We start from the raw sequence: 20,258 nt of genomic DNA on the forward strand, positions 1-20,258 counted from the left end.
CGGCTCAGTTGGCGGCGCACCAGGCCCGCCACGCCTCCCGGCTGGGCGCGTCGGTGAGCCGGAAGTCGCCGCCGTCGACCTGGTAGTCGTAGTAGGCCACCCAGAGTGGTCGCTGCCCGTTGAGGTAGCGGCTCATCGACCGGATCCAGCCGGCCCGCCCCGCGCCGCCGTCGCCGGCGATGCGGACGCTGCCCGTCTCGGCCAGGCCCCACGGCTTGCCCAGCGCCCTCGACTTGGCGATCATCGGGCCGAAGACCTGCGCCGGGTCGGTGTAGCGGTTGAACTTGCCGCCGCTGTTGTAGCAGTCCCAGCCGAGCACGTCGATGGTGTCGCCGCCGGGCCAGTACGTGTCGAAGCTGCGCCCGGAGTTCGGGTTCAGCGTCCAGCACATCAGGACCAGGGTGGCGCGCAGCCGGGCGTTGCCGACCTGGTCGGCGAGGCCGGCGAGGCGCTTCCACGCGGCCCGGAACTGCGCCCCGGTGTAGCTGCCCCGGGCGATGTCGTCCTCCGGCTCGTGGAAGTACGTCCAGTAGACGTCCAGGTCGCGGGGGACGGAACGGAACCAGGCGGCGAGCCGCCCGTCGTGCTTGCCGGCGGCCACCTCGCCGGGTGGCGCCTTGAACGAGACCACCACGGTCCGGTCGGCGACGTCGGCGCGGCTGCCGGACCAGGTCGGCGGCAGCCCCGGGTAGAAGACCCGGACCATCCGCAGCGGCCCGTAGCTGCGGTCGGAGCGGGCCAGCCCGGCGGAGAAGCTCTCCCCGCCCTGTAGGTGGATGCTCGCCCCCGGCAGGGTGTTCCGGCTGCCCGGGAAGGTGCCGGCCGGCGCCGACTTCCCCGCGCTCGGGCTCGGCGAGGCGGACTTCGGGCTGCTGCCGAAGCCCTCCACCCCGGTGGGGGTCCGCCGGGGGGCCGGGGCGGGCCGGCCGGTCCCCGCGCCCTCGGAGGCGGCGTCGGTGACCGCCGGGGTCGGCTGGCCGGGCAGTTCGCCGTTGGTGGCCAGGGCGACCGTGGTGCCGAGCACCACCGCGCCGGCCGCCACCGGCAGCAGCCACCACCGGGTGGGCCGGCGGCGGGCGGGCCGGCTCGGGTCGGGATCGGTCGGGTCGGTGCTGAGCGTGGGCGCGGCGGTGCGGCCGGGACTCATGACGCTCCTCGGATCGGCGGTCAACGGTAACGGTCGATGGCGGCCAGCAGGGTGTCGGCGTGCTCCGGGCGGCAGACCAACAGGTCCGGAAGGCGCGGGTCGTCCCGGTTGTAGCGCAGCGGCGAGCCGTCGATCCGGCAGGCGTGCAGGCCGGCGCCGAGGGCCACCGCGACCGGGGCCGCCGAGTCCCACTCGTACTGCCCCCCGGCGTGCACGTACGCGTCGGCCTCACCCGTCACCACCGCGCAGACCTTCACCCCGGCCGAGCCCATCGGCACGGCGCGGGCACCGAGGCCGGCGACCAACTCGGACACGAACGCGGGCGGCCGGCTGCGGCTCACCGCGATCCGCAGCGGCCCGTCGGCCGGCGGCGGCATCGGCAGCCGGGTGCCCAGCACCAGCGGCTCACCGTCCGCCCCGGTGCGGGCCGGCATGCCGACCGCGCCGGCCACCAGCGCTCCGTCCGGGCCGGCGGAGCGCTGCCAGAGCGCCACGTGCACCGCCCAGTCGTCCCGGCCGGCCTCGGAGAACTCGCGGGTGCCGTCCAGCGGGTCGATGATCCAGACCCGGTCGGCGTCGAGCCGATCGGGGCGCTGCCCGGCGGCCGGGTCGCCGGCCCAGGCCCGCCGGCTGTCGGCCTGCTCCTCGGAGAGCACCGCGTCGTCCGGCCGCCACCGGGCCAGGGCTGTCGACATCAGGTCGTGGGAGGACTTGTCGCCGGCGTTCTTGAGCGCCGCCGGGTCGGCGAAGCCCTGCTCCGCGCGGAGCGCGGTCAGCGCCGCGCCGGCCTGCCGGGCCAGCCACTGCGCGAATGCCTGGTCGTCGAGCCGACCCGTACCGTCCTCGGTCACGTGAACCTCACCACTTCTCCGGTGCCACCGCCGGCACCCGGCGGACGCCCAACCTTCGGCGGTCGCGCCGGGACCGGCCAGCCACCGGTCCGATAATCGACAACGGAAGTGTCGCTCACGTCGGCCGCCGCCGCGTCGTCCGTTGGGTCGCCGCTCCGTTGCCCGCATGTTGAACTTGGCGTGTATGCCGGTCGGAGCGACCGGGCCAGGCCCTAGGCTCGTCCGCATGACCGCCGAGCAGTTGATCTCCTTTGCCCGTGGGGCGCCCTCGCTGGACATCGTCGATGTCGAGGGGCTCAAGGCCGCCGCCGTCCGCGCCTTCGACGCCGACCCCGCCGGGGTAACGGCGTACGGCACCTCCGTCGGTTACCCGCCCCTGCGCAGGTGGATCGCCGAGAAGCACGGCGTCGACGTCGATCAGGTGCTGGTCACCAACGGTTCGTTGCAGGCCGACGCGTTCCTCTTCGACCACCTGGTCTCCCCCGGCGACGCGGTCGTGGTCGAGCGTCCGACGTACGACCGGACCCTGCTGAACCTGCAGCGGATGGGCGGCGAGATCCACGGCGTGTCGATCCAGCCGGACGGCCTGGACACCGCCGAGCTGCGCAAGCTGCTGGAGTCCGGGGTCCGCCCGAGGCTCGCGCACGTCATCCCGAACTACCAGAACCCGGCCGGGGTCACCCTGTCGCTGGAGAAGCGGCGCGAGCTGCTCGACCTGGCCGCCGAGTACGGCTTCGTCATCTTCGAGGACGACCCGTACGCCGAGGTTCGGTTCCGGGGCGAGCCGCTGCCGTCGATGCTCTCGCTGGACACCCGGGGCCTGGTGGTACACGCCTCCAGCTTCACCAAGACGATCTGCCCGGGGGTGCGGGTCGGCTACCTGATCGGGCCGGCGGACATGATCGCCGACATCGCGACGACGGCCACCAGCCTCTACATCTCGCCGGGCATGGTCTCCGAGGCGATCGTGCACCAGTTCTGCGTCTCCGGGGACATCGCCCGGTCGATCGAGACGGTCAACGCGGCGCTGGGCGAGCGGGCGCGGGTGCTGGCCGAGTCGCTGCGGCGGCACCTGCCGCAGGCGCGCTTCGTGGAGCCCGACGGCGGCTACTTCCTCTGGGTGGAGTTCCCGCAGGACGTGCTGGTGGACCGGTTGGCCCCGGCGGCGGCCGAGCGGGGCGTGGCGGTGGTCAAGGGCAGCGACTTCGTGCTCGACGGCGGGCAGCACGCCCTGCGGTTGGCGTTCTCGGCGGTCACGGCGGACCGCATCGACGAGGGTGTTCGTCGCCTGGCGGAGGCGGTGGAAGCCGTTCGCGGCTGATTTTCTGTCGGATACCCGACAGAAGCGCGATGTCGGCCGGGTGGGGTCTCCCGCCCGGCCGATTTGCGGCCCACAATGCTGCGAGCGTTCCTCACGTAACCCGGTCTACCTGCCCCGATAGGGCATCGACCGGCCGAGCGGCGGGCGCGCGCAGCAGTACTCCCACCCCCAGGGCGCCGGGTGGGCCGGGTCGCCCCTCACCCCCCTGACGCGGCCCGGCCCACCCGGCCCCGCCCCGGCCCGCCGCGCCTGCGGTCCCGCCGGGGCGGCGGCCGAGCCCGGCCGGCCGGCGCGGGGCGGGGCGTACCCTGCTACCGCGTGGGCGCGCGGCCGGCGCGGCAGTGCGGGGAGGGGGTCGCCATGTCGGACCGGGCGGAGCGGAGCCGGTTGACGGCTCCGGACGGCGGGCGGGTGATCAAGCCCCGGGCCTGGGCCCCGGTGCGGGCGATGACCCGGATCCTCAACGCCGACGGCAGCCACCACGTCCCCGCGCCGGCCGGGCCGGGCCGCAGCGCGATCATGGACTGCGGGCTCTACGTCGACGGCAAACGGCAGCCCGGCGACTGGCACTACCCGGAGGCGCTGGCCGCCGCCCGCCGCGAGGGCGGCTTCGTCTGGCTCGGGCTGCACGAGCCCGAGCTGGGCGAGATGACCGCCATCGCCGCCACCTTCGGCCTGCACGAGCTGGCCGTCGAGGACGCGGTGAAGGCCCAGCAGCGGCCCAAGCTGGAACGCTTCGGCGAGGTCAACTTCCTGGTGCTGCGCACCGCCCGGTACTGCGAGCACGCCGAGCTGACCGAGAACTCGGAGGTCGTCGAGACCGGCCAGGTGATGCTCTTCATCGGCCCGAACTTCGTGATCAGCATTCGGCACGGCGACGCCTGCCGGCTCGCCCCGGTCCGCGCCGACCTGGAGGCCAAGCACGAACTGCTGGGGCACGGCCCCTGGGCGGTCGCGTACGGGGTCACCGACCGGGTGGTCGACCTCTACCTGGAGGTGGCCGACCGGCTGGAGGACGACCTGGACGTGCTGGAGGCCGACGTGTTCGACCGGCAGAGCACCGGCCGCATCCAGCGGATCTACCAGATGAAGCGCGAGCTGGTCGAGTTCAAGCGGGCGGTCGCGCCGCTGCAACGGCCCCTGATGACCCTCACCGGCCAGGCCAACCGGGACGTCCCGCAGGAGGTGCGACGCTACTTCCGCGACGTGCAGGACCACCTCAGCCGCACCGTCGAGCAGGTCAACTCCTACGACGACCTGCTCAACTCGATCCTCCAGGCGCGGCTGGCCCAGGTCACCGTCGACCAGAACAACGACATGCGCAAGATCGCCGCCTGGGCCGCCATCGCCGCGGTCTGGACCGCTATCGCCGGCATCTACGGCATGAACTTCGAGGACATGCCGGAGCTGAAGATGACGTACGGCTATCCGGTCGTGCTCGCCATCATGCTGGTCATCTCGCTGGCGCTGTACCGCTGGTTCCGGCGCAACGGCTGGCTCTGACCCCGCAGCCGCCGGCTCTGACCCCGCAGCCGCCGGCTCTGACCCCGCAGCCGCCGGCTCTGACCCCGCAGCCGCCGGCCCGGCGCGGGGACGGGCCGGGGTCGGGGTCGCTCCGGCGCCGGGCCGGAGCCGACAGACGCCCGCGGCGCGGGACGACGGGTCGTCTCCACGCCGCGGGTGGCGGGGGAAGGGTCAGCGGCGGCCGCTGGTGCCGGCGGCGTTCTCGCCGCCCAGCGCCTTGCTGAGGTCGTCGGCCGGGCGACCGGAGACGTCCCGCGCGCCCTCGGCGACCGAGGGCACCTTGTCGTTCGGGTGGATCACCGGCTGGGTGCCGGGGGTGGTGGTGGAGGCGCTGTCGCCGCCGGCCACCGCCGAGCTGCCGGCCCCGGTCGGGCCGCCGGCCACCGGCGAGTCACTGGACATCGTGGACGAGTCGGTCACCTTCGCTCCGTTCGTGGCGGGGGTGGGGGTGGGGGTGGGGGTCTCGATCACCAGGGTGTCGACCTCGTCACTGGCCGGCTCCAGCGTGCGGACCGGCTCGTACTCGGTCCAATCCTGCTCCTCCCGGCGGCGGCGCAGGGCCATCGCGCCGGCCAGGCCGGCGACGGTCCCGGCGGCCAGCAGGCCGACCATCATCCCGCGCGAGGTCTTGCGCTGCTTCTTCCGGCCGAGCTTGGCGCTCTTGGCCTTGACCTTCTTGCTCACCGCGGCCTGCCTGGCGGCGGCGGCCTTCCGACCGGTGACGACCTTCCCGCTCGCCTCGGCCTGGGCGTTGCGAACGGCCAGGGCCAGCGGCGCGAGGGCTGCGGCCGTCGACGCGACGCCGCTCGATGCCCGGTCCCGCATCACCAGCGCGGTCGGCGCGACGGCGCTGCGGGCCGCCTGGACGCGTGGGCCGACCGTGGCACCGGCGCCCTTCGCCGCGTGGGTGGCAGCCTGCCGCAGGTGACCGATGCCCTGGTTCAGCTCGACCTTGGCCAGCTGCCCCTGGGTCTTCCGCCGCCAAATTCCAAACACTGTCCCACCTCCTGGGAGTTGTTCCTCCGTCATCCTCCACCTTCGGATGCCTCCGCACTGCCAGATCGGGCACATGGGAGGATCCGCATGGAACTGACCAACGACTGAGGAGTACCCGTGGCCGAGGCTGTCTACGCCACCTTGCACACCAACGCTGGCCCGATCCGGCTGGAGCTCTTCCCCAACCACGCCCCGAAGACGGTCCGCAACTTCGTGGACCTGGCCGAGGGCAACAAGGAATACACCGACCCGCGTACGGGCCAGCCGGGCAACGGCCCGTACTACGACGGCACGATCTCGCACCGGGTCATCAGCGGCTTCATGATCCAGATGGGTGACCCGAGCGGCACCGGCCGGGGTGGCCCGGGTTACAAGTTCGCCGACGAGTTCCACCCGGAGCTGCGCTTCGACCGGCCGTACCTGCTGGCGATGGCGAACGCCGGGCCGGGCACCAACGGCTCGCAGTTTTTCATCACCGTCGCGCCGACCCCGCACCTGAGCAACCGGCACACCATCTTCGGCCAGGTCGCCGACGAGGCGTCGGTGAAGGTCGTCGACGCGATCGCCAACACCCCGACCGACCCGAGCGACCGCCCGCTCTCCGACGTCGTCATCGAGCGGGTCGAGATCGAGCGCGTCGCGGGCTGATGTGGGTCGCGAGGTACCTTTGCTCGCATGACTGAGCGCCCCGCCGCCCACCGGAGGCAACGGCCGTGAGTGAGTCCCCACCGACCACCCCGGTCTGCTACCGGCACCCCGGCCGGGAGACGTACGTCCGGTGCACGCGCTGCGACCGGCCGATCTGCCCGGACTGCATGCGGGACGCCTCGGTCGGGCACCAGTGCCCCGAGTGCGTGGACGAGGGACGCCGCAGTGTGCGGCCGGCGCGTACCGCCTTCGGCGGCGGTACCGTCGGCCGCCACGGCTACGTGACCAAGGCCCTGCTCGCGCTCAACGTGCTGCTCATGCTGCTCTCCATCGCCTCCGACCGGGGCGGGGACGCGGCGGCCGGCGGCTCCGGCTTCGGCGGCCTGCTGGGCGGCAGCACCCCGCTGACCGACTGGGGCTCGGTGCTCGGCCAGGCGCTCTTCCCCGACGGCACCGTGCACGGCATCGCCGAGGGTGAGTGGTACCGCCTGGTCACCGCGATGTTCCTGCACTACGGCGTGGTGCACCTGCTGCTGAACATGTGGGCGCTCTGGGTGCTCGGCCGGTCACTGGAGGCCAACCTGGGGCCGCTGCGGTTCGCCGCCCTCTACCTGGTCGCCGGCCTCGGCGGCAACGTGGCCGCGTACCTGTTCAGCGCCGAGAACGCCGCCACGGCCGGTGCGTCCACCGCGATCTTCGGCCTCTTCGCCGCGCTCATCATCATCGAGCGCCGGATGGGGCGGAGCATCTCCTCGGTGCTCCCGGTCCTGGTGATCAACTTGGTCTTCACCCTCACCGTCCCGGGCATCTCCATTCCCGGCCACCTCGGTGGGCTCGCCACCGGCGGGCTGGTGGCGCTGCTGTTGGCGTACGCGCCCCGGTCCCGGCGCGGGCTGATCCAGGGCGTCGGCGTCGCGCTGGTGCTGGTGGCGCTCCTGGGCCTGGCGGTCGTCCGCACGGCGATGCTCCCCGCCTGACCCGGCCACCGGGCTGACTAGTGCCCACCGGCTGATCCGTCGGCGGGCGGGGCCGGCGTCGGCCGATGCGCGCCTTGATCGACTTCATGTGCGGTACATGGTGGTTTCGTCGAGGCGGGAAGCCGCCTTGTGCCGTACATGGTGATGCGTGTCGATCGTGAGCGGCGCGCGGACGAGCGCACCATGGATCGGCGGAGAGCTTGGAAGAATCGGGCCCCTCCAGGGGCCATTTCCTTCCAAGATCTGCACTGGGTTTCGGTCAGGACGGCTCGGGGCGGGCGGCGCGCAGCGCCTCGGCGACATCTTCCGGCGGGGCGTTCAGGTCGTAGCGCCCGAACAGGTGCAGCGACTCGCCCGCGTCGATCTCCAGGACGTCGTTGGTCAGGCCGAGCCGGGGTCGCCGGTCGACGGTGATCGCCTCGACGTCGCCCCAGGCGAGGCGCCGCCGGCCGGCGAAGCCCCGGATCACCGTGACCCCCGCCGGATCGACGGCGAGTCGCACCGGCGCGAGCAGGTCGCGGGCCGCCCAGCCGAGCAGCCCCACGGCGGCCGTCGCCGCGAGGACGAGGCGCACCACGTCGCCGTCGGCGAAGAGGAACCCGAGCCCGAGCAGCGCCGCCGCACCGACCAACTTCGCCACCGGCAGCACGGGCGGCACCCGCCACTGCCGCACCGCCGACGACTCGGGGCTCCGCTCTGGCCGCATCCCTACAGCATGCCCGCCGCGCCCGGATCGTGCTCGCCCGGCAGTGCGGCGGCGGCCGGTGCGGCGGGGCGGCCGGTCGGCCGGGGCAGGACGTAGTATCGAAGCCAGCCAGGTTACCGGGGAGTAAACATGAGTGACGCGGTCATCGTCGGTGCGGTGCGGACCCCGGTCGGGCGGCGCAAGGGCAGCCTGGCCACGGTGCATCCGGTGGACCTCTCGGCGCACGTGCTGCGCGTCCTCGCCGAGCGCACCGGGCTCGACCCCGCGCAGGTCGACGACGTGATCTGGGGCTGCGTGTCCCAGGTCGGCGAGCAGTCGTGGAACGTCGCCCGCAACGCCGTCCTCGCCGCCGGCTGGCCCGAGTCGGTGCCCGGCACCACCCTGGACCGGCAGTGCGGGTCGAGCCAGCAGGCCCTGCACTTCGCCGCCGCCGCCGTCGCGTCCGGCCAGGCCGACCTGGTGGTGGCCGGTGGCGTCGAGTCGATGACCCGGGTGCCGATGGGTGCCAGCGTCGGCGACGCCTCGCCGTTCAGCGACCAGATCCGCGACCGCTACCGGGGGGTGGAGGGCTTCGCCGCCGACTCCCCGCTGCCGTTCAACCAGGGCGTCGGCGCCGAGCTGATCGCCGCCCGCTGGCGCTTCTCCCGCGCGCAGCTCGACGAGTTCGCCCTGGCCAGCCACGAGAAGGCCGCCGGCGCCCAGGACGCCGGGGCGTTCGATGCGGAGCTGACCCCGGTGGTGCTGCCCGACGGCGGCAAGTTCGCCGCCGACGAGGGCATCCGCCGGGACACCTCGCTGGCCAAGCTCGGCGAGCTGAAGACCCCGTTCCGCGCCGACGGGGTGGTCACCGCCGGCTCGGCGTCCCAGATCTCCGACGGCGCGGCCGCGCTCGCCGTCACCACCTCCGAGTGGGCCGGCCGGCACGGGCTGCGCCCGCTGGCCCGGGTGCACACCGCCGTGGTCACCGCCGACGACCCGGTCGCCATGCTCACCGCGCCCATCCCGGCCACCGCGAAAGCGCTGCGCCGCGCGGGGCTGGGCATCGAGGAGATCGGGGTGTACGAGGTGAACGAGGCGTTCGCCCCGGTGCCCCTGGCCTGGCTGGCCGAGACGGAGGCCGACCCGGAGCGGCTCAACCCGCGCGGCGGGGCGATCGCCCTGGGGCACCCGCTCGGGGCGTCCGGGGCCCGGATCATGACCACGATGTTGCAGCACATGCGGGACAACGGCATCCGTTACGGCCTGCAGACCATGTGCGAGGGCGGGGGCATGGCCAACGCCACGATCGTCGAGCTGCTCTGAGGACGTCTACCCTGGCCGGCGTGACCGATGACTTCGCCGTTCCGCCCGCCGACTGGTCCGACCAGCGCTGGCGGGAGGCGGCCCACGGCTGGGTCGCCGAGCACGTCGACCGGGCGGGGCGCCGGATCACCGGCCCGGTGCAGGCCCGGCAGCGGCCCTGGTCGCTGGTGTGGCGGGTGCCCACCGACGGCGGGGCGTACTGGTTCAAGGCCAACAACGCCGGCACCCGCTTCGAGGCGGGGCTGCTCGACGCGCTGGCCCGGATCGCCCCCGGCCGCGTCCCCGAGCCGGTGGCCGTGGACGTTGGCCGGGGCTGGGCGCTGCTGCCCGACGGCGGCGAGACCCTGCGCGAGGCGTTCGACCGCGAGCGCGACCTGGCCGTCTGGGAACGCGTCCTGAGCGGGTACGCCGCGCTCCAGCGCGCCACCGCCCCCGCGGTCGGCGAGCTGCTGGCCCTCGGCGTGCCGGATCACCGCCCGCTGGCGATGACGGGCCACTTCACCGAGCTGCTCGACGACCGGGAGGCCGTGCCCGTGGGCACGCCGGGCGGGCTGACCCCGCAGACGTACGGGCGGCTGCGGGCGTCGCTGCTGGAGTTCGCCGCCCGCTGCCACAAGTTGGACTCGTACGGGGTGCCGCCGGGCGTGCAGCACGACGACCTGCACGACGGCAACGTCCTCGCGGCCGACCACCGGGTCTTCGACTGGGGCGACGCCTCGGTGGCCCACCCCTTCGGCACGCTGCTGGTGACGCTGAGATCGGTGGCGGACTCCTTCGCGCTGCCGGCCGGCGACCCGGCGTTGGTCCGGCTGCGGGACGCGTACCTCGAGGTGTGGACCGACCGGCACGACCGGGCGGAGCTGCGGTCGGCGGCCGGCCTGGCGACGGGCGTGGCGAAGGTGAGTCGGGCGCTGGCCTGGCGACGCGCCCTGCACACCACCGACCCGGCGCGGGCCGAGTACGCCGGGGCGGTCCCCGGCTGGCTCGCCGAGCTCTTCGAGCCGGACCCGCTGTAGCGCCGGGCGGGTCGGCGGCCCGCGCACAGCCGGTGCGACACCCGACGGTGGAACTTCCGCAGATTGGCGGTGACCCACATCACGGTGCCGCCCGACGTCGTTGGGCTGGTCATGGACGTCTTCTCCCGAACGTTCCTGCCCGCAGCCGCCGACACCGGGTTGGCCGCGCAGACCGCCACTCGGCACATGCCGATCTTCCGCCGCTGCGTCGGCGCCGGTGACGCCACGATCCTGGTGACCCGGTGCAGTCGGCCGCAGCACCCGGCCGACGAATACCTGCTGCTGCTGACCCACCGGCGGCTCGTCGTCACCCGGCAGACCCGGGTCCTGCACCGCCTGCGCCTGCACCTCAACGCCGGGCTGCGGGAGCTCAGCGACGTCAGTTGGCACGCCGACTCGCGGCTGCCCGCGATGGAGCTGGCCGCCACCGCCATCGACGGCGTCCGGGAGCGGTTCCTCATCCGGCTGGCCCATCCGAGGCAGGTGTGGCAGCTCGAAGCCCTGCTGCACCACTGCTTCCGGACCAGGGTGCGGCTGGCGCGGGAGCGGATCGTGGCCACCATCGGCGACACGCCGGACGCCGTGCGCCCCACCGCGCTGGGGCCCGTGGTGGTCCACTGACCGATCCCCACCGGGCCCGCCGCCGCCCCGCCGCCGCCCGACATGTGCCGCCTCACGGGCACCGCCCGACGCGGGTCAGCGCTCGGGCGGGAGGGCGTAGCCGACGTAGCCGCGCCAGGCCAGCGGCCAGCCGGCCGGCACCAGCTTCCGGCAGACCGCGCGGTTGCCGGTGCAGACCACGGCATCGGTCGACGCCGCATCGGCCGGCGGGCGGTCCGGCAGCACCGACTCCAGCGCCACCAGTTCGGGCGAGCCGCCGTCGGGCTGCCGCAGCAGCAGCCACCAGGGGTACTCCCAGTTGTCGTTCTGCTGCACCAACCCGACCCGCCGGGCCCCGGAGGCCCGCACCGCGTCGGCGGCCCACCGGAACTCGGCCGCCCACTGTGGCCGGCGCACGAACCGGGTGTCCCACTCGGAGGTGGTGAAGACCGAGCCGTCGCCGACCAGCCGGCGCGGGAAGCCGTACGCCAGGGTGAGCACCCCGGCCAGCGCGGACGTGGCCAGCACCGTGACCGCCAGGCCCGCCGCCACCGACCGCCGGGACGGCGGGCGTCGCCGGTTCAGCAGCGCGTCCAGGCAGAGGCCGGCCAGCGGGACGGCCAGCACCAGGGCGTAGAGCAGCAGCCGGTTCCCCCACGGCTGCCACTTGATCATCGCAGTGTGCAGCACGACGGCGGCGACCACCAGCACCGCGTACGCGCGCAGTGCGCCCGGCGCGGTCGGGCTCAACCGCACCGGCCGGGCGATCGCCAGCGCCGCGCCGACCAGCGCCAGCGCGCCGGCCAGCGGAAACGCCACCCGATCCTCGTCCGGGTACCAGGCCGGCACCGGGAAGACCTCCCGGCCGAACGTGATGTCCCGGTCCTGGGGGTCCACCCCGATCAGCCGGGCCACCTTCATGATCACCTCGGCCGTGCCGGCGCGGACCGGCGCGAGGGGCGTGTCCAGCGCGGTGTGCCCGATCCGCAGGGCGTTCACCAGGACCGACGGCGGGTCGTGCCGTTCCATCGGGATGGACTCGCGCAGCCGGGGCGGCCCGAGCGGGTGGCCGAACTCGGCCTGCACCCGGGCCAGGAACGGCCCGACCACGGTCAGGGCCACCAACAGCACCAGCACCGAAGCGGCGAATACCCGGGCGGTCCCCGCGATCCGGGGCCTGCCCGCCGTCCGGGCCATCCCCGTGCCGGCGGTAGCGCGTCGTCCCAGGTCGGCGGGGGTCTGTGCCGCTGCCGGCGGCCGGCCCACGGCCGCGCCCGCCGCCACGTCGGGCCCCCGCCCGCCGGCCGACGCGAGCCGGTCGGCCGCGCCCGCACCGACCAGCAACGCCCGGTCCGGCGTACCGCCGCCGACCGGCGCGGCCCGCCCGCCCTCGTCCCGCAGCCCCAACGCCCCGTCCCCGGTCCCGTCCGCGCCCAGCGCCCCGGCTCCGGCCGCGCCCACCGGCCGGCGGGGCTCGTCGCCGGGTGCGCCACCGCTGCCGTACGCCAGCCGGAGTTGGCCGATCCCCCAGAGCAGCAGCAGCGGGGCGGCCCCGATCAGCCCGCTGGTCTTCGTCACCGCGGTCAGCCCGGTCGCCGCGCCGAGCAGCAGCAGCGTGCCGAACCCCGCCCGGCGGCGCAGCCCGTCCAGCGCCAGCGTCGCCACGCAGGCCACCCAGGCGGCGCAGACCAGGTCGGTCTGGGTGCTGGTCGCCTGCATCGCCACCATCGGCGTGCTGGCCAGCACGAACGCGGTGAGCAACCGAGCCCGCCGGCCGCCGCCGAGCTGGGCGGTGATCCGGGCGGCGACCAGCAGGCAGCCCACCCCGGCCGCCCACTGCACCAGGTGGTACGCCCAGTCGCCCCCGGTGAGCAGCCGCAGGTGCAGCAGCAGGTACTCCGCGCCGGGCGGGATGGTCACCTGCCGGTGGATCGCGGTGGGCCAGAAGTCCAGGTCACCCTGGGCCGCCCAGTGCTCCACCTTCGGCAGGTGGTACGTCTGCGAGTCGAAGTTGTTCGGCTCCGCCAGCAGCGCGATCAGCAACTCCACCAGGACCAGCCCGCCGGTCGCGCCGAAGAGCAGCCGCTCGCCCCGCCCCGCCGTACGCCACCGGTGGGCCAGCCCCGCGCGGGCGGCGCGGGCTGCGGCGACCGGGCCACGCGCGGCGTCGCGGTCGGCGCGGAACCCGGCGGTCGCCTCGCGTCGTGCGTCGTCGCGGCGGTCGCGCGGGGCGGGGATTGCCGGGTGGGGCGTGCGGTCGCGGCGGTGTCGCAGGGCGGCGGCGGTCGCGGCGACCGCCAGGAAGAGCAGCCAGGCGACGGCGAAGGCGGGCAGGGTGAGCAGGCGCAACGCGCCGAGCAGCTCCACCGTCAGCACCGCGAACGCGCCGGTGACCACCGCGGCCCGGACCACGGCCAGGCGTCTCGGGGCGACCACGTCGACCCCGCGTGGGTGGAGCGCCACGGTGAGCGACACGGCGGCGGCGATGGGGGCCGCCACGAGCAGGGAGCCGGCTGCCGACATGGCGCGAAGTAAACACCATCCAGCTGATATTGCGGCGCGCGACGCCCGACGGCGGTGGACCTCACTGCGCTGACCTGCCAGGCTAGGCTAGGGCCGACGTGTTTGCCGCCACCATGGAGATTTCCGTGAAGCTCTCGATCCTCATGCCGGTCTACAACGAGGAAGAACGCATCGCGGATGCCCTCAAGCAGGCATTGGCGGTCGACTACCCGTGCGAGATCGAGTTGGTGGTGGTCGACGACGGCAGTCGCGACGACACCGGCGAGATCCTCAGCCGCGCCGACGACGCGCGACTGCGGGTGATCACCCACCAGCGCAACGCGGGCAAGGGCGCGGCCATCAAGACGGCGGTCGACAGCGCCGAGGGCGAATACATGGTCATTCTCGACGCCGACCTGGAGTACGACCCGCAGGACATCCCCCGGCTGCTGGCCCCCGTGCTCGACGGCCGCGCCACGGTGGTCTACGGCAATCGCACCTTCGGCAGCCACAGCGCCTACAGCTTCTGGTACGTGATGGGCAACAAGGGCGTCACGATGGCAGCCAATGTGCTGTTCAACTCGTACATCGGTGACCTGGAGACCTGCTTCAAGCTGATGCCGATCGCCCTGTACCGCTCCCTGGACATCCGCTCCCGGGGCTTCGGGATGGAGGCGGAGGTGACCGGCAAGCTGCTGCGTCGGCGCATCCGCCCGTACGAGGTGCCGATCAGCTACCGGGCGCGGGGCCGCGAGGAGGGCAAGAAGATCACCTGGAAGGACGGCGTCGAGGCGATCTGGATTCTCGGCCGGGAGCGCAGCCGTCGCCGCCCCCTGGGCGCACCGCAGCGCTGATCCGCCGGCCGCCCGCGTCTGGCGGTCGACCCGGCCGGGCCGATAGCCTGGCGAGTTGAGATGTCCTTCAATTGAAGGCGACGTGATGCAGGATTCCCTGACCATCGGTCAGCTCGCCGCGCGCAGCGGCGTCGCGGCCTCGGCGCTGCGCTACTACGAGCGCCTCGGCCTGATCCGCGCCGAACGCACCAGCGGCAACCAGCGCCGGTACGCCCGCAGTGAGCTGCGCCGGGTGGCCTTCGTCCGGATCTCCCAGCAGGTCGGCGTCTCGCTGGAGGAGATCCGCGACGCGCTGGACTCGCTGCCCGCCTCGCGTACCCCCACGGCCACCGACTGGGCCGCGCTCTCCACGGCCTGGCGGGCCCGGCTCGACGAGAAGATCCGGCTGATGGCCAAGCTCCGCGACGACCTTGACGGCTGCATCGGCTGCGGCTGCCTGTCGTTGCAGCGCTGCGCCCTCTACAACCCGGAGGACAAGCTCTCCGCCGAGGGCGCCGGGGCGCGGCTGCTGCTGCCGAGCACCGACCCGCCGGCCCCCGGCGCGGCCGGATCGGGCCCGGCCGAACCCGACGGGTGCGTACCTAGCGGTGGTGGTGGGTGCGGCGTCGGCGGTGCCGGCGTCAATGTCGGTGCCGGCGTCACGGGACGGTGAGCAGCACCTTCCCGATGTGGTCGTTGGACTCGACCAGCCGGTGCGCCGCCGCCGCCTCGGCCATCGGCAGCCGCCGGTCCACCACCGGGCGGACCGTCCCGGCCGCGACCAACGGCCACACCTGTTCCCGTACGCCGGCCACGATCGCCGCCTTCTCCGCCAGCGGCCGGGACCGCAGCGCGGTGGCCGCCACCGAGGCCCGCTTGGCCAGCAGCGCCCCGAGGTCCAGCTCCGCCTTCCGACCGCCCTGCATGCCGATCACCACCAGCCGCCCGCCGGTGGCCAGCGCCGCCACGTTCCGGGCCAGGTAGGCCGCGCCCATGATGTCGAGGATGACGTCCGCGCCCCGGCCGTCGGTGACCCGCCGCACCTGCTCGACGAAGTCCTCCTCCTGATAATCGATCGTGTGCGCGGCACCCAGCTCGCGCAGCCGCGCGTGCTTCGCCGACCGCGCGGTCACCACCACCGTCGCGCCGAGCGCCGCGCCGAGTTGGACGGCGAACGTGCCGATCCCGCTCCCCCCGCCGTGCACCAGCAGGGTCTCGCCGCCGCGCAGCCCGGCGAGCTGCACCACGTTCGACCAGACCGTGCAGGCCACCTCCGGCAGCGCCGCCGCGTCGACCGGGTCGACGCCGTCGGGCACCGGCAGCAACTGCCCGGCGGGCACCGCCACCCGCTCCGCGTACCCGCCGCCGGCCAGCAGCGCGCAGACCTCCTGGCCGACCGCCCAGCCGGCCACGTCGGGCCCGACCGCGGCGATCACCCCCGAGCACTCCAACCCCGGGTACGCGGACGCGCCCGGCGGGGGCGGGTAGTTGCCCTGCCGTTGCAGCAGGTCGGCCCGGTTCACCGCGCTGGCCCGCACCTGCACGACGACCTCGCCGGGGCCGGGCTCCGGGTCGGGCACCTCCGCCCAGACGAGTGCGTCGGGTCCTCCGGGCGTGGGGATCGTGATGGCGCGCATGACCCAGTCTTACCCGATCCGGGCCGTTCTCTACGCCAGGGCTCCCGTCGGCCGCTGTGGTAGCCGGCCGGCACCGCCGCCGCCGCCGCCGCGGCGGCGGTGCCGGCGGCGCGATGTGCGGCATAAGGCGGCTTCCCGCCTCGGGGAAACCACCATGTACCGCATACAAAGTCGATCGAGGCGCCGGCCCGGGTTCCGGCCGTGGCGTGGCCGGCCGTCCCGGCTGCGGTCTGTCCGGTACGTCCCCGAGTGGGTGGGAGGGCGGCCCGGTCGGTTGCCGACTTCTGGCAGACTAGGCAGCGGTCGCGCCCGGTGGGTGCGTCCTGGAGGGTTCGCCTAGTGGCCGATGGCGCTGGTCTTGAAAACCGGTAAGGCAGCGATGTCTTCGTGGGTTCGAATCCCACACCCTCCGCTCTCTGGACAGCAGAAACGGCCCCTGACCAGTGCGGACGCCAGTCAGGGGTCTCGGCGTCGTCAGGTGCGCCGCGCGACGTGGCGAGCAGCGCGAGCGTGGCCGTGGCGAGCGCGTCGGCAATGCTCTTGCGCTGCGTCGCGGCGGCACGTGGCCATTTCATGTCCACGAACGCGACAGCGAGGCCATACCAGTTCCGGGTGTTTAGTTTCCGGGCCATCGGCTCCGGTAGCCCCCAGTCACGCAATCGTTGAACGGGTGCCAATCGAAACCGTCACTCGGTCGATCCTGTTGACCGATGGAGCGGCAAGGCTTATGTGGATGTTCAACGACGTTAGCTGGAGGGAAATTGACCTGCTTGAGAAGCAAGGGCCAAGCGAAGCACTTCGGCGCGTACGTCAGTTCGAAGAGTCCGACCCGGTCGCGCTCCGGTGGCCGCAACATGAAGAGCGATGACGCCACTCTCGTATACGTCGCAGGCCCTCGATAGGGGGCTACCGAGCCCCGCGCCCTGCAGTCTCCGGCATCACCGGAGTAAGCAAGACTGGCGAGCCATCCCGTCAACTCGCTAGCCCTGTCCCATCCGACATGGGTGGGGTAGGAGTTGACGGGATGGCGAGAAATGCTTTACTGCAATTCCCTGTCTTCTACGTCGCCGCCGCCTTTTCGCTCATTTCTGGACTTGCGATTAACGGTCGCGGCGGTTAGTGCGATCCAGGAGAAGCCCACAACAACCTGGATAAAGAACTCTCGTGCTAACTCGGAGATCAAGGCTACGACCACTCAGGCTCCTTGGTTGGATTACCGGTGCCTCAAGTGTCGAGTGCGTTGAGAGTGATCTGTCAAAGGCAAACGAATTCGCCAGGGCTGTTGACGCTTTCATGTCAGCGCTTAACGGCGTCTGACGAATCTTGACAGTCTTCTGTTTTAGGTCTTTGTTCGTGCACGCGAGGGCTCGTTACTCGTCACTTCCGCTGGATAGGCAGCCCTCATCGTGCATCCACTCAGCCAGCAGTGTGCCGACCGCGGCACCGCAGTCGATGAGTTCCGCGAGCTGCTGGTCAGTAGCCCCGGTGCCTAGGGGTATCTGCATTTCGCCGTAGATGTGGATCCGGTTTTCATCGTCAGGATCTCCCACGTATGCCTTCATGAACCGGCGTGTGTGATTCCACTCATTGACGGCTAGCCGTGCCCGGGCTGATTCTGCTATTGGCAGGGTGGTATTAATCTGCGCCCGCATCATAAGAATCTCTTCGGTGGGCCCTTCGACGGCGAAAAGCATTCTATGGCGAAGCCACAGCGCAAGAACGGACTCCTCGTCCTCCTCTTGGTACCCAACTCCGAGGTCGTCAAGTGTGGTTTGGATGCGGTCGATGGTAATTCTAGGAAGATCGGCCAGGGAGGGAATTTCTAGCTGGCGGGCTTTGGGTGTCTCTGTATTAATGCTAGAAGGGATGGATTCGGAGGGGGGTGGATTGTGTGACTCCTGGAAGTCTAATGCCGCTATCCAGAGTTGTTTGAAATGGTCTACATCTCCCCCTAGCTCTTCAACAATTAGCTCAAGTGGGGGCCATCGAGGAATCTTCGGCCCGCGCATCGCCGAATGCACTGTCGCGTAGCTGTATTTGATCTTATCGCCGATCGTCCGCATTGACGGTTCGCCGGCAGTTCGATGTAGTCGCTTTAGTTCCTCAAACAGCTTTAGAATCGGCCCATCTGGCATGCTTCTTAACGTAATTCCGGGCAATGGACCATCTTTCGCTGACTCGACGATCGGTGGGCGGGTTGACAATCTTGGCGGAATCCGCGCCAGCGAAACGGGGGATGGTGCGGATCACCAGGTACCATACCGATGAGCAGCGAGACTGAGAACAATTCGTCAGATTTGAGACGATGGAACCTGGGTGATTTGCCCAGTCTGAGCTTGAGTCGTGATACGCGACCTTGCGCCAGATGACCGAGCGTGCCGACCGAGCTGCCGGCCCACCGCATCGCGGCCGGGTGCTGACCTGACGGGCGGGGCGGCCGGGCTCAGCCTGAGCGTCCTGCGTGTCGACTGCGTATCGTGCGGCCAGCAGTCGCTCGCATAGCGGCAGGCCAAGGGCGAGTGCTGCGCGGTCTTGAAAACCGGTAAGGCAGTGATGTCTTCGTGGGTTCGACTCCCACACCCTCCGCTCGCCCACGGCTGCTGCGGCGGCTGTCGATCTGCCCGGGGGTTGCCCAGGGCTGCTGCGGGCCGGCCGACGTGGATGCGGGTCCGGGGATCAACCGGGCCTCGCTGAGCTCGTGGTACGTGGCACCTTCGCCCGTCGACACATCCACGCAGCGCGCAACGTAGTCACACCGTCTCAGTCTTGAGTCGACCGTTCAGGTATGGCTGGGACGGTCGCTGGAAGCATGCACCGGAGACGCGGGACTCGACGGTGCGTACGTGCCGGAAACCCTGCCGGCGGTAGTAGTTGTGCAGCCGTGGATTAGTTGTCCAGGCGTCCAGCCGCAGCCATGTCAGCCCCGCCTCGTACGCCCGGCCGCCGGCCCAGTCCAGCAACTCGCTGCCGAGGTTCCCGCCGGCACGGGCGAGTGGAATCATCATCTTCGCCGCATACAGCGCGTCGGCCGGGTCGTCCTCCGGGTACCACAGCGCCTCGGGATCGCGGTCCGGCTTCCACAGGCCGTCGACGTCCACGTACGCCGTCAGGGTGATGGTGGCGGCCGGCTCGTCACCGTCCCACACCAGCCACGTCTGCCCCGCCGAGACTGACGACGCCACGGCGGAGCGGGGCAACGGGATGGACCACTGCTCTTCGCCCTTGGCCGCGAGCCATGCCACGCGCTCGCGCCGCCAACTCATGATGGTGTCGACATCCGCCAGCCGCGCAGGTGTGATGATCATTTGGATGATTCCTCCGGACGGAACCGGGCGATCAGCCGCACGTCCCCCTGCACGGCGACGATCTGGTTCCGATCGCCCGCGAACACGTTGAAGGACACCCGGACCGGGCGCTGTTCGGTGTAGCCGGTGCGGATATGCAGCAGAATCGTCGTGCCCGGTTGCAGCCCGAGCAGGCTGGTCTCCTCGGGTGTCGGCATACGGGAGACGTACTCGTCGTAGTAGGCCGTTTGTTGGTGGCCCCGTTCGGCCAAGAGCCTGGTGGTCCCCTGCGGGATGTCCTTCGGCGACAGCAACTCGCGGACATCCTCCGCGAGGTCCATCGGGTAGTAGCTGTCCTGCAATGAGGATGGCTGACCGTTGACGTACCGGATGCAGCGCCGCAACACGGCCGCCGAGTCGGGCTCGACGTGGAGGCGTTCGGCGAGGTCAGGCGTCAGCGCCTGGATCGTCAAGGAGAACTTCTGTGTAGCTTCGTAGCCCTGCGTCACGACTTCCGACCGCCACTCGTCCGTCTCGGCCATCGGCTCGGCAGGCATCTCGGCCCGGTGAGCGTGGAACGTCAGCGTGATCTTCCTTCGAACGATCACGCCGCCACCGCGCCCAGGCATCCGTTGTACCAACCCCTCGTGCACCAGCTGAGCAGTGGCGTCGCGGACCGTGTTGCGGGAAACGCCGTAGTGCTCCTGTAGCTGGGGCTCGGTCGGCAGCCGGTCGCCCTCACGCAACGCTCCTGACACGATCTGGCCTCGAAGCTCGCTTGCGATCTGGCGGTACTTCGGCTGCTTCACATGCCGCCCCTTCCGATGTCGTACCAACCAATCTATCGCCACCGTCTTGACGAGCCACGGTCCGACTGTAAAGGTAGGTACCAATCCAACGTTACCCATCGGAGT

Annotated in this window: 17 protein-coding genes, 2 tRNA genes and 1 pseudogene; 11 read left to right on the forward strand and 9 right to left on the reverse strand. The window is 71.9% G+C overall.

Annotated features, from left to right (window positions below; genetic code table 11):
• Positions 1-4 precede the first annotated feature (4 nt).
• Together ACLQ2V_RS16375 and ACLQ2V_RS16380 are read right to left on the reverse strand one after the other, a co-directional pair.
• Positions 5-1,147: a hypothetical protein gene (locus ACLQ2V_RS16375; RefSeq protein ID WP_425719338.1), complete on the reverse strand. Its 1,143-nt coding sequence runs from the start codon at positions 1,145-1,147 to the stop codon at positions 5-7.
• Between the two features lie 20 nt (positions 1,148-1,167).
• Positions 1,168-1,998, reverse strand: coding sequence for a 3'(2'),5'-bisphosphate nucleotidase CysQ (locus tag ACLQ2V_RS16380; RefSeq protein WP_425719339.1), 831 nt, complete (start codon positions 1,996-1,998; stop codon positions 1,168-1,170).
• Between the two features lie 226 nt (positions 1,999-2,224).
• Between ACLQ2V_RS16380 and ACLQ2V_RS16385 the strand changes: the two genes are divergently transcribed.
• Both ACLQ2V_RS16385 and corA read left to right on the forward strand, forming a co-directional pair.
• Positions 2,225-3,319, forward strand: coding sequence for a PLP-dependent aminotransferase family protein (locus tag ACLQ2V_RS16385; protein WP_425719340.1), 1,095 nt, complete (start codon positions 2,225-2,227; stop codon positions 3,317-3,319).
• Between the two features lie 360 nt (positions 3,320-3,679).
• Entirely contained in the window at positions 3,680-4,822 is a 1,143-nt protein-coding gene (gene corA / locus ACLQ2V_RS16390) for a magnesium/cobalt transporter CorA (protein ID WP_425719471.1), read from the forward strand.
• A 192-nt stretch (positions 4,823-5,014) separates the two neighbouring features.
• Here the strand turns inward: corA and ACLQ2V_RS16395 are convergent, their stop codons facing one another.
• Positions 5,015-5,872: a hypothetical protein gene (locus ACLQ2V_RS16395; RefSeq protein ID WP_425719341.1), complete on the reverse strand. Its 858-nt coding sequence runs from the start codon at positions 5,870-5,872 to the stop codon at positions 5,015-5,017.
• Between the two features lie 84 nt (positions 5,873-5,956).
• Here ACLQ2V_RS16395 and ACLQ2V_RS16400 point away from each other — a divergent pair, with 84 nt between their 5' ends.
• Both ACLQ2V_RS16400 and ACLQ2V_RS16405 read left to right on the forward strand, forming a co-directional pair.
• A complete protein-coding gene (locus tag ACLQ2V_RS16400) occupies positions 5,957-6,487 on the forward strand; it encodes a peptidylprolyl isomerase (protein ID WP_425719342.1) in 531 nt (176 codons plus the stop codon).
• Positions 6,488-6,552: 65 nt separating this feature from the next.
• Positions 6,553-7,464, forward strand: a complete 912-nt coding sequence (locus tag ACLQ2V_RS16405; protein ID WP_425719343.1) for a rhomboid family intramembrane serine protease — start codon at positions 6,553-6,555, stop codon at positions 7,462-7,464.
• A gap of 259 nt (positions 7,465-7,723) precedes the next feature.
• Here the strand turns inward: ACLQ2V_RS16405 and ACLQ2V_RS16410 are convergent, their stop codons facing one another.
• On the reverse strand, positions 7,724-8,170 hold the full coding sequence (locus ACLQ2V_RS16410) for a PH domain-containing protein (protein WP_425719344.1): 447 nt from the start codon (positions 8,168-8,170) through the stop codon (positions 7,724-7,726).
• 129 nt (positions 8,171-8,299) lie between these two features.
• Here ACLQ2V_RS16410 and ACLQ2V_RS16415 point away from each other — a divergent pair, with 129 nt between their 5' ends.
• From ACLQ2V_RS16415 to ACLQ2V_RS16425, 3 genes are all read left to right on the forward strand, one after another.
• The gene (locus ACLQ2V_RS16415) at positions 8,300-9,472 is read left to right on the forward strand and encodes a thiolase family protein (protein WP_425719345.1); all 1,173 of its coding nucleotides are present in this window, start codon (positions 8,300-8,302) and stop codon (positions 9,470-9,472) included.
• Between the two features lie 20 nt (positions 9,473-9,492).
• The gene (locus ACLQ2V_RS16420; protein WP_425719346.1) at positions 9,493-10,488 is read left to right on the forward strand and encodes a phosphotransferase; all 996 of its coding nucleotides are present in this window, start codon (positions 9,493-9,495) and stop codon (positions 10,486-10,488) included.
• 111 nt (positions 10,489-10,599) lie between these two features.
• Positions 10,600-11,109, forward strand: a complete 510-nt coding sequence (locus tag ACLQ2V_RS16425) for a hypothetical protein (protein ID WP_425719472.1) — start codon at positions 10,600-10,602, stop codon at positions 11,107-11,109.
• A gap of 75 nt (positions 11,110-11,184) precedes the next feature.
• On the opposite strand, the gene ACLQ2V_RS16430 is transcribed toward ACLQ2V_RS16425, so the two are convergent.
• Positions 11,185-13,611 (reverse strand): hypothetical protein, encoded by a 2,427-nt coding sequence (locus ACLQ2V_RS16430; protein WP_425719347.1) that lies wholly within the window; start codon positions 13,609-13,611, stop codon positions 11,185-11,187.
• 125 nt (positions 13,612-13,736) lie between these two features.
• Here ACLQ2V_RS16430 and ACLQ2V_RS16435 point away from each other — a divergent pair, with 125 nt between their 5' ends.
• Positions 13,737-14,444 carry a glycosyltransferase family 2 protein gene (locus tag ACLQ2V_RS16435; protein WP_425719348.1) on the forward strand — a complete coding sequence of 236 codons (708 nt, stop codon included), beginning with the start codon at positions 13,737-13,739 and terminating at the stop codon, positions 14,442-14,444.
• A gap of 85 nt (positions 14,445-14,529) precedes the next feature.
• A pseudogene (soxR, locus tag ACLQ2V_RS16440) lies at positions 14,530-14,961 on the forward strand (redox-sensitive transcriptional activator SoxR); the annotation flags it as partial.
• Between the two features lie 121 nt (positions 14,962-15,082).
• Here the strand turns inward: soxR and ACLQ2V_RS16445 are convergent.
• The gene (locus ACLQ2V_RS16445; RefSeq protein WP_425719349.1) at positions 15,083-16,060 is read right to left on the reverse strand and encodes an NAD(P)H-quinone oxidoreductase; all 978 of its coding nucleotides are present in this window, start codon (positions 16,058-16,060) and stop codon (positions 15,083-15,085) included.
• A 325-nt stretch (positions 16,061-16,385) separates the two neighbouring features.
• Between ACLQ2V_RS16445 and ACLQ2V_RS16450 the strand changes: the two genes are divergently transcribed.
• A tRNA-Ser gene (locus ACLQ2V_RS16450) sits at positions 16,386-16,472 on the forward strand.
• Positions 16,473-17,430: 958 nt separating this feature from the next.
• On the opposite strand, the gene ACLQ2V_RS16455 is transcribed toward ACLQ2V_RS16450, so the two are convergent.
• Positions 17,431-18,195, reverse strand: coding sequence for a YbjN domain-containing protein (locus tag ACLQ2V_RS16455; RefSeq protein ID WP_425719350.1), 765 nt, complete (start codon positions 18,193-18,195; stop codon positions 17,431-17,433).
• Positions 18,196-18,566: 371 nt separating this feature from the next.
• Here ACLQ2V_RS16455 and ACLQ2V_RS16460 point away from each other — a divergent pair.
• Positions 18,567-18,643, forward strand: a tRNA-Ser gene (locus ACLQ2V_RS16460).
• Between the two features lie 167 nt (positions 18,644-18,810).
• Here the strand turns inward: ACLQ2V_RS16460 and ACLQ2V_RS16465 are convergent.
• The gene (locus tag ACLQ2V_RS16465) at positions 18,811-19,365 is read right to left on the reverse strand and encodes a GNAT family N-acetyltransferase (RefSeq protein ID WP_425719351.1); all 555 of its coding nucleotides are present in this window, start codon (positions 19,363-19,365) and stop codon (positions 18,811-18,813) included.
• Entirely contained in the window at positions 19,362-20,153 is a 792-nt protein-coding gene (locus ACLQ2V_RS16470; protein WP_425719352.1) for a GntR family transcriptional regulator, read from the reverse strand. The genes ACLQ2V_RS16465 and ACLQ2V_RS16470 overlap by 4 nt, the downstream gene beginning before the upstream one ends.
• Positions 20,154-20,258 lie beyond the last annotated feature (105 nt).

The sequence above is a fragment of the Micromonospora sp. DT233 genome (assembly GCF_049841815.1).
Taxonomy (GTDB): Bacteria; Actinomycetota; Actinomycetes; order Mycobacteriales; family Micromonosporaceae; genus Micromonospora.